This is a genomic window from Gracilibacillus dipsosauri (genome assembly GCF_003176895.1).
Classification (GTDB): domain Bacteria; phylum Bacillota; class Bacilli; order Bacillales; family Amphibacillaceae; genus Gracilibacillus; species Gracilibacillus dipsosauri.
Window position 1 is genome coordinate 65,499 of record NZ_QGTD01000014.1, and the last position, 13,122, is coordinate 78,620.

The 13,122-nt window shown below is 39.7% G+C and carries 12 protein-coding genes and 1 other annotated feature; all 12 genes read right to left on the reverse strand.

Annotated elements, in window-relative coordinates; all coding sequences use genetic code 11:
- Position 1: 1 nt before the first annotated feature.
- Entirely contained in the window at positions 2 to 397 is a 396-nt protein-coding gene (locus tag DLJ74_RS15555) for a Mini-ribonuclease 3 (RefSeq protein WP_054787935.1), read from the reverse strand.
- Complete coding sequence (gene cysS, locus DLJ74_RS15560; RefSeq protein ID WP_109985143.1) at positions 397 to 1,797, reverse strand: cysteine--tRNA ligase; 1,401 nt, start codon at positions 1,795 to 1,797, stop codon at positions 397 to 399. The genes DLJ74_RS15555 and cysS overlap by 1 nt, the downstream gene beginning before the upstream one ends.
- A complete protein-coding gene (gene cysE / locus DLJ74_RS15565; RefSeq protein WP_109985159.1) occupies positions 1,787 to 2,440 on the reverse strand; it encodes a serine O-acetyltransferase in 654 nt (217 codons plus the stop codon). Before cysE ends, cysS begins: the two co-directional genes overlap by 11 nt.
- A gap of 174 nt (positions 2,441 to 2,614) precedes the next feature.
- Positions 2,615 to 2,843 (reverse strand) — a binding site (T-box leader).
- Positions 2,844 to 2,886: 43 nt separating this feature from the next.
- A complete protein-coding gene (gltX, locus tag DLJ74_RS15570; RefSeq protein ID WP_109985144.1) occupies positions 2,887 to 4,353 on the reverse strand; it encodes a glutamate--tRNA ligase in 1,467 nt (488 codons plus the stop codon).
- Positions 4,354 to 4,453: 100 nt separating this feature from the next.
- Entirely contained in the window at positions 4,454 to 4,933 is a 480-nt protein-coding gene (gene ispF / locus DLJ74_RS20780; RefSeq protein ID WP_245902357.1) for a 2-C-methyl-D-erythritol 2,4-cyclodiphosphate synthase, read from the reverse strand.
- On the reverse strand, positions 4,934 to 5,635 hold the full coding sequence (gene ispD, locus DLJ74_RS20785) for a 2-C-methyl-D-erythritol 4-phosphate cytidylyltransferase (protein ID WP_245902358.1): 702 nt from the start codon (positions 5,633 to 5,635) through the stop codon (positions 4,934 to 4,936).
- 128 nt (positions 5,636 to 5,763) lie between these two features.
- A complete protein-coding gene (locus DLJ74_RS15580; protein WP_109985145.1) occupies positions 5,764 to 6,864 on the reverse strand; it encodes a PIN/TRAM domain-containing protein in 1,101 nt (366 codons plus the stop codon).
- Between the two features lie 57 nt (positions 6,865 to 6,921).
- Entirely contained in the window at positions 6,922 to 8,295 is a 1,374-nt protein-coding gene (gene radA, locus DLJ74_RS15585) for a DNA repair protein RadA (protein ID WP_054787936.1), read from the reverse strand.
- Positions 8,296 to 8,482: 187 nt separating this feature from the next.
- Positions 8,483 to 10,912 carry an ATP-dependent protease ATP-binding subunit ClpC gene (gene clpC / locus DLJ74_RS15590; RefSeq protein ID WP_109985146.1) on the reverse strand — a complete coding sequence of 810 codons (2,430 nt, stop codon included), beginning with the start codon at positions 10,910 to 10,912 and terminating at the stop codon, positions 8,483 to 8,485.
- Between the two features lies 1 nt (position 10,913).
- Complete coding sequence (gene mcsB / locus DLJ74_RS15595) at positions 10,914 to 11,990, reverse strand: protein-arginine kinase McsB (RefSeq protein ID WP_054787937.1); 1,077 nt, start codon at positions 11,988 to 11,990, stop codon at positions 10,914 to 10,916.
- Complete coding sequence (gene mcsA, locus DLJ74_RS15600; protein ID WP_109985147.1) at positions 11,990 to 12,532, reverse strand: protein-arginine kinase activator protein McsA; 543 nt, start codon at positions 12,530 to 12,532, stop codon at positions 11,990 to 11,992. The genes mcsB and mcsA overlap by 1 nt, the downstream gene beginning before the upstream one ends.
- A gap of 11 nt (positions 12,533 to 12,543) precedes the next feature.
- Entirely contained in the window at positions 12,544 to 13,008 is a 465-nt protein-coding gene (locus DLJ74_RS15605) for a CtsR family transcriptional regulator (RefSeq protein ID WP_054787938.1), read from the reverse strand.
- Between the last annotated feature and the right edge of the window lie 114 nt (positions 13,009 to 13,122).

Consider the following 13,122-nt stretch of genomic DNA (forward strand, 5'->3'; position numbering starts at 1 on the left):
CCTATTCCTCTCCTTTCTCGATGATAGTGATAGCCTGTTGAATAAGCTCATCTAACCGTTCTGTTTGTCCGTCTAAATATAAATAGCCTAGTAGTGCCTCAAAGGCCGTACTATGGCGGTAGGCTTGGACACTTGTATTCTTGGGAACAGAACCTGACTTAGCATTCCGCCCCCTACGAACAATCGCTTCTTCGCCTTCCGTTAGTACTCCAGCGTCCAGCCAACTTTGAACAACCTTTGCTTGAGCATATGCCTTCACATATTGAACCGCTAATTGGTGTAATTCATGCACTCTTACATTGCCCTTCTCCAATAAATATTGACGTATTTGGGTTTCATAGACGGCATCCCCCATATAGGCTAGTGCTAGACTTTTTAATTGTTTTGCATTTTCCATTATAATCCTCGTTTCCAGCGCGTTCCTTGTGGTGTATCCTCAAGAATAATATTACGTTCCTTTAAATCATCACGAATCTTATCAGCGAGCGCAAAATCCTTATTTTTTCTCGCTTCTATCCGTTGCTCAATTAATTGCTCGATTTCTTCATCAAGTAACGCTTCTTCCTCACGTTGAATGCCTAAGATCTTTAACCAGCTATTTAAAGTATTTTCAAAAGCTTCTATAACCTCTGTATGTGTTTGACTTTCTTGTAGATACGTGTTCGCCTCTTTGACTAAATCGAAGATGACAGCAATGGCGTTAGCTGTGTTGAAATCATCCTCCATTTCCATTTCAAAGGAGTGCTGCATGTTCGTGATTTTATCCAACCATACTTGATTATCAGCCACTAAATCTAAACTAGATGTTTTACGGTGCTTTAAATTTACCAACACATTTTCAATTCGATCAAAGCTATTCTTAGCACTTTCTAATAATGCATCACTAAAGTTAATCGGATTACGGTAATGGACACTTAACATAAAAAAGCGAAGCACTTTCGGGTCATGACGTTCGATTAGATCATGGGCTAATACGAAGTTACCTAACGATTTAGACATCTTTTCATTATCAATATTAATATAACCATTATGCATCCAATAATTAGCGAAGGACTTGCCTGTCGCCGCCTCTGATTGCGCTATTTCATTCTCATGATGTGGGAAAGTAAGATCCTGTCCACCCGCATGGATATCAATGGTCTCTCCTAAATATCGCTTCGCCATTGCCGAGCATTCAATGTGCCAGCCTGGTCTTCCTTCCCCCCATGGGGATTGCCAAGATATTTCTCCATCCTTTGCCTGCTTCCATAACGCAAAATCAAGCGGATCTTCCTTTTTCTCTCCTATTTGTATACGGGCACCAGATCTAAGCTCATCTATCGATTGATGGGACAGCTTTCCATAATGCTGAAAGGATCTCGTCTTAAAATAAACATCTCCGTCCACAGAATAAGCATGCCCCTTATCGATTAATGTTTGGATAAAAGCAATAATATCATCCATTGTCTCGGTTACACGTGGATGATGATCTGCCTCCTTCACCCCAAGTGCCCCTACATCTTCCTTATATGCTTCAATAAATCGATTCGCAATAGTTGGAACCTCTTCTCCTAACTCTTTGGCTGCTTTAATCAACTTATCATCCACATCGGTAAAATTGAGCACATACTCGACATCATAGTCTTTGTATTCCAGGTATCTTCTAACCGTATCAAATACGATGGCAGGGCGTGCGTTTCCAATATGAATGTAATTGTAAACAGTTGGACCACATACATACATTTTCACTTTTCCCGGCTCTATCGGATGAAAGGCTTCTTTTTTTCGAGTCAGTGTGTTATATATTTTAATCGTCATCACGTTTCGCTCCTTTAATCATTTCTAACTCTGTTCTTAATGCACTAATTTCTTCGCGCATCTCTTTTAATACTTCACTTATGGGATCAGGCAACTTATGATGATCTAAATCTTTTCTTAGCTTTTCTCCATTTTGGACAACAACACGTCCTGGTATACCGACAACGGTAGAATGGTCTGGTACATCCTTTAGCACAACAGACCCCGCACCGATTTTGGAGTTTTCACCAATCGTAATTGAGCCTAACACTTTTGCTCCGGTTGCTATAAGCGCATTATCCTTTATCGTAGGATGTCGTTTCCCTTTCTCTTTCCCAGTTCCGCCTAATGTCACACCTTGGTAAATCGTAACATTATCGCCTATTTCACAGGTCTCTCCAATCACTACCCCCATACCATGATCGATGAAGAAGCGTTTGCCGATCTTAGCCCCTGGATGGATTTCCACCCCCGTAAAAAAACGACTTATTTGTGAAATGACTCTTGCGATAAAGAAAAACTTCTTTCGGTAAAGGCCATGAGCAATCCGATGTGACCAAATAGCATGCAGTCCTGAATAGGTAAGGCAAACCTCCATATAAGTTCTTGCCGCAGGGTCTTGGTCAAATACCACTTCGATATCTTGCTTTAACAATTTAAACAATCCCAATGATTATCCCTCCCTTAAGGCAACTTCCTATTTTGAACCATTCTCTCAAAGCTTCTCTAATGAAAACAGATTGAATAGCTTAAAGGAAATTTAGTAACAGCATCTCTCTATTGGTTGAATCTCACGTGATCCCTTCCACAATAAAAAAGCGCCCCTGTGTTTATACAACACAGAGACGCTTACCGCGCGGTTCCACTCTGTTTAGGAATTTTAGGTTAAATAAATTCCTCCACTCTTAGCACAGATAACGGCGTGCATCCCCGTTCTCCCCTACTATCTTTCAAGAAGAAACTCCTGAGGTGCATTTCAACAATGATTACTTCAACCACTCGCAGCCAATTGGTGGTATTCTCTGTAGAAGCTTCTATTGTTTACTTTTCCTCATCTACGATCTAATATATCATTTGTTTTATTATATATAGTTCTTAGGAAAATGTCACTTATTTAATTAGGGAAAGCACATTATTTAATCTTGCCTTAACAATCTCAGGACCTAATAAGTGAATAGCATTTGGCAATTCTGGTCCATGAACTTGTCCAGTTGTTGCTACACGAATAGGCATAAATAGCTTTTTCCCTTTTTGTTTCGTTTCTTTTTGGGTCGCTTTTATTGCTGCCTTAATATTATCAGGTGATAACTGTTCGATTTGTTCAAATTGGGAAAGGAAGCCAGTAATAACCTCTGGTACTTGTTCTTCTTTTAGTACATTCATCGCATCCTCATCATATTGGATATCCTCTTTGAAGAATAGCTCCGTTAGTTCAACAATTTCCGCACCATAGGATAACTGGTCATGATACAACCGAATGACATCAATCGCCCATTGCTTGGTTACTTCATCCATATTTTCTGAAAGTCTACCTGCAGCTATTAAATGAGGAAGACTAAGCTCGACAACCTCTTCCAATGAAGCTTGTTTAATGTATTGGTTATTCATCCATTTTAATTTCGCTGGATCAAAGATTGCTGGTGAGGTGGACAGTCTCTCTGGATCGAAAATCTCGATAAACTGCTCTTGTGTGAAGATTTCCTCTTCACCAACAGGAGACCAACCTAGCAATGCGATAAAATTAAATAACGCTTCTGGTAGATAGCCTAGATTCTTATATTGCTCAATGAATTGTAAAATGTGCTCATCACGCTTACTTAGCTTTTTACGATTTTCGTTTAAAATCAAGGTCATATGTCCATATTGTGGAGGCTCCCAGCCAAAAGCATCAAAAATCATCATTTGCTTAGGTGTGTTGGAAATATGCTCTTCTCCACGTAGAACATGACTGATCTCCATTAAGTGATCATCAATCGCCACAGCAAAGTTATAGGTTGGAATACCATTCTTCTTCACCATTACCCAATCTCCAAAATCACTGGATTCAAAAGTAATCTTTTCACGTACAATATCTTGGAATGTATATGTCTTTTGATCTGGTACACGGAAGCGAATACTAGGCTGTCTTCCTTCCGCTTCAAATTGTTCGATTTGTTCTTCGGTTAAATCACGATGTGCTCCAGAATATTTAGGAACCTGACCATTAGCTCGTTGTTCCTCACGCTCTTGCTCTAATTCTTCCTCTGTCATATAGCACTTGTAGGCAAGGCCTCTTTCTAAAAGCTCATCGACATATTTTTGATAAATATCTAGTCTTTCCATTTGGCGATACGGACCATATTCACCGCCAATATCAGCACCTTCATCCCACTTGATTCCTAACCATTTCAAATAATTAAGCTGGCTTTCCTCGCCACCCTCTACATTTCTTTTCGCATCGGTGTCCTCTGTTCGAATAATAAAGGATCCACCTAGGTGTTTGGCATATAAATAATTAAATAAAGCCGTTCTCGCATTACCGATATGGAGATGTCCTGTCGGGCTAGGCGCATAACGAACTCTTACTTTTTTTGTCATGAGTAAACTCCTTTCCAATTTTCACGTAACTTTTATAAAATGCTTTCCTAATTTTATCATTATCTTAATGAAAATGTTATGTTTTGAGCTTATGATCTCTCTAGCCTTTCTGTACTAAAAGAACAACAGCCTGAGCAGCTATCCCTTCTTTTCTCCCAGTAAAGCCTAATTGCTCTGTAGTGGTTGCTTTGACATTTACTTGTTCGATGTCTGCCTTTAGCAATCTTGCAATATTTTGACGTATTTCGTCAATATATGGCGCCATCTTAGGTGCCTGCGCAATAATCGTACAATCTATATTACCTAATATATAGCCTTTTTTCGACACGAGCTCCCATACATGCTCTAACAATTTTTCAGAATCTGCATCCTTATAGGCAGGGTCTGTATCAGGGAAATGCCTTCCAATGTCTCCTTCAGCAATGGCTCCTAAGCAAGCATCGGTAATGGTATGGAGTAACACGTCTGCATCCGAGTGCCCGAGTAAGCCCTGTTCATAAGGTATGTGAATCCCACCAATTATACAAGGACGGTTTTGCGCAAATTTGTGTACGTCAAAGCCTTGTCCAATTCGAAACATCTACAAATCTCCTCTCTTTTGTAAAATCCATTCCGCACGAAAAATATCTTCAGGGGTAGTCAGCTTCACGTTTTGATAACTTCCTTCTACAATCTGAACAGGTTGGTCTGGCAGGTATTCTTCCACTAATGAGGCATCATCTGTTCCCAAAAAACCATGCTCTTGAGCTAACTTGTGTGCTTTTGTGATTACTTGATAATGAAAAGCTTGTGGTGTTTGAGCAGCCCATAATGTAGATCGATCCAATGAATGGACACCAGTTGCCGTTTTTTGCTTAATTGTATCTGTCACTTGGACCGCTAGAAGGGCTGCTTGCTGTTTTTGTGCTGTCTCCGCTAATAAGTGCAGGTGTTCTTGTTCTATAAACGGCCTTGCCCCATCATGTACCATCACAATTTCATCTGGATTATCTACTTGCACTGCTTTAAGCCCCTTAAACCCACTATCCTGACGCTCACTGCCTCCTGAAACGAATTGTAGTCGATGAAACCATGGAAATGGCTTAAATAAGGCTTCCATTTCTGTCCGCTCATGTGGATTAACGACGAGATAAACAGCCTTACACCAATCATCATGAATAAAGTTTTGCACTGTATGTATGATTAATGGTTGATCAAGCAAATGGATAAATTGCTTATTCTTCCCTGCCTTCATTCGCTTGCCCTGGCCAGCAGCCAGCACGATGACATTATATTTTACCATATTGGCACCTCATATTCTTCCAACAATGCTTACATTGTCATAGCTAATCGAAATATTAGGACGAGCAAAGAAAAGTGATAACATAGATGTTATCACTTTTCTTCTATTCCTTATATGTTATACCTTTTTTATAGAGCTTTTTCAAGCAATTTTGGTTTTGCGAAAATCATGCGCCCTGCTGATGTTTGAAGAACACTAGTGATGACAACTTCAATCGTTTTGCCAATATAGCTTTTTCCTTCTTCTACCACAATCATCGTACCGTCATCTAGATAAGCAACACCTTGGTTCTGTTCCTTACCATCTTTAATGACTTGTACCATTAATTCTTCTCCAGGTAAGACGATTGGCTTCACCGCATTTGCTAAATCATTGATATTTAGTACGGGTACTTTTTGAAATTCACAAACTTTATTTAGGTTAAAATCATTTGTCACCACAATCCCATTCATGACTTTTGCCAATTTGACTAGCTTACTATCAACCTCTTGAATCTCTTCAAAATCACCTTCATATATTTCAACATTGATTGGTAATTCCTTCTGTATTCGATTTAAAACATCCAGACCTCTTCGCCCACGGTTACGCTTCAAGGCATCAGATGAATCAGCAATATGCTGTAACTCCTCTAGCACAAATTGCGGAATAATAATGGTTCCTTCTAAAAAGCTAGTTTGACAAATATCTGCAATTCTTCCGTCAATAATAACACTTGTATCTAGGATTTTTGGTTTCGGCATTTCGCTTCCTACATCCTCTGTTTGAGGGGCTTTTTTCTTTTCTTTTTTTGGGATTGTCAGTAGATTAAGAAATTCATCTCTTCTTTTAAAACCAACTTGAAAACCTAAGTATGCTAGAAGAATACTTAAAAAGATGGGAATAACCTGTGACACTACTCTGATTTCAATCGCTTGGATTGGTGCATTTAAGAAATAAGCTATAATTAAACCAACGATAATACCTAAACTACCAAATAACAAATCTGCTACCGGAGCTTTTAATAAGGTTTCCTCAATCCAATTAAAGAAGTTTACTATATAATCTGCACACCACAATGAAATAAGAAATAAAATAATTGCTCCTAATACTAGCCCTAGATATGGGGCAAAATCTGACTGTAGCCAAGCGCTATCTGCAAACCCCATTACTTCCAATAATTTTGGAATATATAAATATCCCGCGGTACCACCTGCAATAATAAAAAATATTTGCACGAATCTTTTTAGCACCACATTCACCTCCTATATAGTATTCTCTCCTATTAAAAAATTTTTAAACGTGCGTCATTAGGATTGTCCCAAGGTTTCTCTGATTGCATGTTGGACTGATTCCACACCAATAACCTCGATCGATGAAGGAGGAGTCCAACCATCCATATTCTTCGCTGGAATGATCGCTCGTTTGAATCCAAGCTTTGCCGCCTCTTGTACTCTTTGATCTATTCTGGATACACGGCGAATTTCACCTGTTAGGCCTACTTCGCCGATTAAGACATCATCTGCTTGTGGTGGCTGGTCTCTAAAGCTTGAGGCAATGCTGATGGCAACTGCTAAATCTATGGCCGGCTCATCTAGCTTCACACCGCCTGCTACCTTTACATAAGCATCTTGATTTTGTAGCATTAGTCCCACTCTTTTCTCTAGAACAGCCATCAATAACGGTACACGATTATGATCAATTCCTGTTGCCATTCGTCTAGGGTTCCCAAAGCTAGTAGGGGAAATCAATGATTGAATCTCGACGAGCACTGGCCTTGTTCCTTCCATGGAGGCGACAATGGCTGAGCCTGCTACACCTTGCGATCTTTCCTCTAGAAATACTTCAGAAGGGTTCAAGACCTCTACTAGACCTAATTCCTTCATCTCAAAAATGCCCATTTCATTCGTACTACCAAATCGGTTCTTGACCCCACGTAATATTCTAAAGGTATGATGTCGTTCCCCTTCAAAATACAATACAGCATCTACCATATGCTCCAGCAATCTTGGTCCTGCAATGGAACCTTCCTTCGTTACATGTCCTACAATAAAAATAGGGATATGCTTTTGCTTCGCAATGCGCATTAGCTCACTTGTACATTCTCTTACTTGGGAGACACTTCCAGGTGCACTTGTCACTTCCTCTTTATAAACGGTTTGGATCGAATCAATGACAACAAAGCCTGGGTTAATGGCATCAATTTGATTGACAATATCGACTAAATTAGTTTCTGCTAATACATATAGTTGATCGGAGTTAATGTTTAAACGATCGGCCCTTAGCTTTGTCTGTTTGATAGATTCTTCACCAGATATATACAACACATCTACATTACTCTCTGCTAGCTGACTAGATACTTGCAGTAATAAAGTAGACTTACCGATACCTGGATCCCCTCCAATTAAGACAAGCGATCCTGGAACAACACCGCCACCTAATACACGATTTAATTCTTGCATTTGTGTTTTGATTCTTGGTTCTTCTTGAGATTGTATCTGGCTAATCTTTTCTGGTTTATGGATGGTTGCAGCACTAGAAGTCCAATTTCCTCTTTTGGTGGAGCTTGCCACTACTTCTTCCACTAATGTATTCCATTCATGACAGCCTGGACATTTCCCCATCCATTTAGGTGATTCATATCCACAAGATTGGCAAACAAATTTTGATTTTCTTTTAGCCAAGATAATCCCTCCTATTTATTATAAACGAAAGTCATGTGCTATAAGTTACAAAGATCTATCAATTTAGTTAAAGTTATATGTAAAAAGTGTGGAATAGTAGAAAATCGAGGTATTCACATTTAGGGTACTTAAAAATAGAAAAAAAGAGAAGAGAAAATCGGAAGGATCGCCTTCCGATTTTCAATAATTAAGATACAATCGCAAATTCGCCCTTATCATCAAGATCAATTTTGACTTTTTGGCCTTTATGAATTTTTTCCTTCAACAATTCTTCTGACAATAAATCCTCTACGTTCTTTTGAATAGATCGACGTAAAGGTCTTGCCCCGTATTCCGGATCAAAGCCTTCCTTTGCAATTTTCTCGACTGCTTTATCAGACAATGAAAAGTCAATCTCTTGGTCGATCAAGCGTTTTTGGAGTTCCTTGACCATGAGCTCCACAATGTGCTTCATATGCTTTTTCTCTAATGAGTGGAACACAATCGTTTCATCAATACGGTTTAAGAACTCTGGACGGAAAGCCTTTTTCAATTCTTCCGTTACTTTTGAACGCATGTCTTTATAGCTTTGTTCTTCATCGCCTAGGCTGAAGCCAACATATTTGTTTCGCTTTAGCTCATTTGCCCCTACATTCGACGTCATAATTAAGACCGTATTGCGGAAGTCTACAGTCCGACCTTTAGAGTCTGTCAGACGGCCATCTTCTAATACTTGTAAGAGAATATTGAAAACCTCTGGATGGGCTTTTTCCACCTCATCTAACAGAACAACCGAATATGGCTTCCTTCTCACTTTTTCAGTTAATTGGCCACCTTCCTCATAACCTACATAACCAGGAGGTGAACCTACTAAACGTGAGGTTGCATGTTTTTCCATGTATTCTGACATATCAATACGAATCATGGCATCCTCATCACCGAACATCGATTCAGCTAAAGCTCTGGCTAATTCTGTCTTCCCTACACCTGTTGGCCCAAGGAAGATAAAGGATCCAATTGGGCGCTTCGGGTCTTTTAATCCAGCACGAGCACGGCGAATGGCTTTTGAGACGGCCTTTACCGCTTCTTCCTGACCGATTAAACGACTATGCAGAATGTCTTCCATGTTTAGGAGACGTTCGCTTTCATCCTTCGTTAGGGCCGATACTGGAACTCCTGTCCAAATGGATACGACACTCGCAATATCCTCCACCGTAACCTCTGAGTTCTCTTGCCCTTGCTTTTCCTTCCATTTGGATTCTGTTTCTTCTAAATCCTTTCGAAGACGCTGTTCACTATCACGTAAGGAAGCAGCCTTTTCGAATTCTTGACTTTGCACGGCAGCATCCTTTTCTTTCTTCACTTCCTCCAGCTTTTGCTCTAATTCCTTTAAATTAGGAGGAGTTGTATAGGAACGCAGACGCACCTTAGATGCCGCCTCATCAATTAAGTCAATTGCCTTATCTGGTAAAAATCGGTCTGTAATATAGCGATCGGATAGCTTAGCTGCTGCTTCCATTGCTTCATCCGTGATCGTTACTCGATGATGTGCCTCATAACGATCTCTTAATCCTTCTAAAATTTGAATCGATTCTTCTACCGTCGGCTCATCCACTTGAATCGGTTGAAATCTTCTCTCTAGCGCCGCATCTTTTTCTATATATTTACGATACTCATCTAGTGTTGTAGCTCCAATACATTGAAGCTCTCCACGAGCAAGGGATGGCTTTAAAATGTTCGATGCATCAATTGCTCCTTCCGCGCCACCTGCTCCAATTAATGTGTGCAGCTCATCAATAAATAAGATAACATTGTTCGCTTGGCGAATTTCCTCCATTACCTTTTTTAAGCGATCTTCAAACTCCCCACGATATTTTGTTCCTGCAACCACTGTTCCCATGTCCAATGTCATGACGCGTTTATCACGGAGTATTTCAGGTACTTCATTTTGTACAATTTGCTGTGCCAATCCTTCCGCTACGGCCGTTTTCCCAACACCTGGTTCTCCGATTAAGACAGGGTTGTTTTTGGTTCGTCTACTTAATACTTGGATGACGCGTTCAATTTCTTTACTACGCCCGATGACAGGGTCAATGTTTCCTTCCTTCGCGATCGCTGTTAAATCGCGTGCAAGCGAATCTAAGGTAGGTGTCGCTGCATTATTATTTTGACTACCTCTCCCATTCGAAGCGCCACTATTTTCATTATTACCGAGTAATTGTAGAACCTGCTGGCGCGCTTTATTAAGACTTACTCCTAAGTTATTTAAAACACGTGCTGCGACCCCTTCTCCTTCACGAATTAATCCAAGGAGAATATGTTCTGTTCCTACATAGGAATGGCCGAGCTTCCTTGCCTCATCCATCGACAATTCAATGACCTTTTTCGCTCTTGGTGTATAGTGGATCGTTTGGGAAACTTGATTGCCCTTTCCAATTAGTGCTTCCACTTCTTCTCTAATTTTTTCTGCACCGAGACCGATGGCATGTAAGGCTTTAGCAGCGATACCATCCCCTTCACTAACTAGTCCTAGCAGAATATGCTCTGTACCAATATTATTATGTCCTAATCGAACGGCTTCTTCTTGGGATAAGGCTAATACTTTTTGAGCCCTTTCTGTAAAACGTCCAAACATCATATTAAAATTCCTCCCTTTGCTCTAACGTGAACCTTTCACGAATTAATGATGCCCGAAAAACATCACGTTCATGAGGTGTAAGCATTCTTCTAGCATATTGCTGTAGGAATGCCGGTTGCGTTAGTACCATTAATTCATTCAAAATAGATTTGGAAATATGCTTAATATATCCTAGGTCAATCCCTAACCGAACATCCGAAAGACATTTGGCCGTTTCTTTGGATTCGATAATTCGACTATGTTCTAGGATGCCATAAGAGCGAAACACACGATCTTCAAGCTCTAGCTCAGACTGTTGCTTTAATATTGTTCTTGCTTGCCGTTCCTGTTCGATTAATTTTTGAACAACACTTGTTAGGTCTTCGATGATATCCTGCTCTGATCTCCCTAAGGTGACTTGGTTAGAAATTTGAAAGATATTCCCCAATGCTTCACTGCCTTCACCATAGATCCCTCGCACTACTAAACCTAGCTGATTAATAGCCGGGATCATCCGGGAAATTTTCCTTGTCATAGCTAATGCAGGGAGATGCATCATCACAGAAGCTCGTAATCCTGTTCCCACATTGGTTGGACAGCTTGTTAAATAGCCTCTTTCTTCATCAAAGGCGTAATCTATCTTTTGCTCTAACCAATCATCGATGTGAAAGGCTTCTTCTAAGGCCCTTTTTAATTGGAAGCCTGGAAAGTATAATTGCATCCGAATATGATCCTCTTCATTGACCATGATGGAAACCTGCTCATTTTTGGAGATTAATGCGGCACCATATTGGGATTTCTCAGCGAGATGTGGACTTATTAGATGTTTTTCAACCAATACCTGTTTTTCAATTGATTTTAAATCCGCCATTCTAACAAATTCAAGCTGTTCATATTGTGTAAAACTACGATGATTGAATTCTTTTTCTAAAAAATATAAGATACCTTCAAGATGCTCTTCATTTGCAATTAAAGGAAATGGTGACTGTTCAAAGTTTCGAGCTAGTCGAATGCGACTGCTCATCACAATATCACTATCTGGTCCATCTTCCTTTAACCATGGACTAATGGCTTCATTGATAAATTGTTCAAGCCCCATTAAGCATCACCCTCCCCTTTTTGGTTTAGGTTTTTTTCTAGCTGTCTTATTTGATCACGAATGTTCGCAGCTTCCTCAAATGCCTCATCAGCAATTAGTTGTTGGAGTTTCCATTTTAAGTTTCTTAGCTGCTTCCTTTCATAAATATCCGCACCTACACGTTTCGGAACCTTTCCGTCATGGGTTGTATTTCCACTATGAACTCTACGAAATATTGGATTTAAATGACTAGAAAACGTCTCATAACAAGTGGCACATCCAAATTTTCCAATTCGTGTGAACTCTTGATAGGTCATACCACATTTTTCACATTGGAGATCTTGCTCCATTGAATGATGTGGAGATGATGTATGGAAGGCATCTGAATCAAATTGAAAAAGCCCTGATAACAGATTGTGTAAGGAATAGGATTCGTCTTCAGGAGGTATATAGCCTTTTTCCTTCGCACACTGATGACAGACGTGAATTTCCTTTTTCTCTCCATTAATCACCTGAGCAAAGTGAAGTGTTGCAGGATTCTGTTGACATTCTTGACATTCCATAAGAACACCTCCTAAGATTCATATTTTAAGGATTGTAGCATTGCTGCCATAATTCTAGCTCGCAACTCATCTCTCAAGGGTAGCTGGAAGGATAAGATATTACGATTCAATGCAGCAACCATTAACTTCGCTTCTCTTGTCGTAATAAGCTCCTCCTCCAGTAATCGCTCCAATATATTGGCGGCCTTCTGCTGGGAGATTTTCGGTAAAATCATCTCAATAATTTCATCGATTAACTTTGCTTTATCGTCATTGGTAATTTTACTAATTCTAATATAACCTCCACCGCCACGCTTACTCTCGACTAGATACCCTTTTTCTAAAGTGAATCTTGTATTGATCACATAATTAATTTGAGAGGGTACACATTCAAAACGATCCGCAATCTCGCTACGTTTAATCTCAATGATTTTCGTTTGATTGCTTTGCAATACTTCCTTCAAATATTCTTCAATAATATCTGAAATATTGCGCATTTTCCCTCCTCCTATCTGACTTTGACTATATTTGACTATATTATTATTATACTGCATGTGAGGACGGATGCAACTATAATGTTCCTAATTATTATTGCCTTTTTTCCACTATTA

What these genes read in the sequence shown, in the direction of transcription:
- DLJ74_RS15555 (WP_054787935.1), bottom strand. Translation starts at nt 397, where the DNA reads ATGGAAAATGCAAAACAATTAAAAAGTCTAGCACTAGCCTATATGGGG.
- cysS (WP_109985143.1), bottom strand. Translation starts at nt 1,797, where the DNA reads ATGACGATTAAAATATATAACACACTGACTCGAAAAAAAGAAGCCTTT.
- gltX (WP_109985144.1), bottom strand. Translation starts at nt 4,353, where the DNA reads ATGACAAAAAAAGTAAGAGTTCGTTATGCGCCTAGCCCGACAGGACAT.
- ispF (WP_245902357.1), bottom strand. Translation starts at nt 4,933, where the DNA reads ATGTTTCGAATTGGACAAGGCTTTGACGTACACAAATTTGCGCAAAAC.
- ispD (WP_245902358.1), bottom strand. Translation starts at nt 5,635, where the DNA reads ATGGTAAAATATAATGTCATCGTGCTGGCTGCTGGCCAGGGCAAGCGA.
- clpC (WP_109985146.1), bottom strand. Translation starts at nt 10,912, where the DNA reads ATGATGTTTGGACGTTTTACAGAAAGGGCTCAAAAAGTATTAGCCTTA.
- mcsB (WP_054787937.1), bottom strand. Translation starts at nt 11,990, where the DNA reads ATGGGGCTTGAACAATTTATCAATGAAGCCATTAGTCCATGGTTAAAG.
- mcsA (WP_109985147.1), bottom strand. Translation starts at nt 12,532, where the DNA reads ATGGAATGTCAAGAATGTCAACAGAATCCTGCAACACTTCACTTTGCT.
- DLJ74_RS15605 (WP_054787938.1), bottom strand. Translation starts at nt 13,008, where the DNA reads ATGCGCAATATTTCAGATATTATTGAAGAATATTTGAAGGAAGTATTG.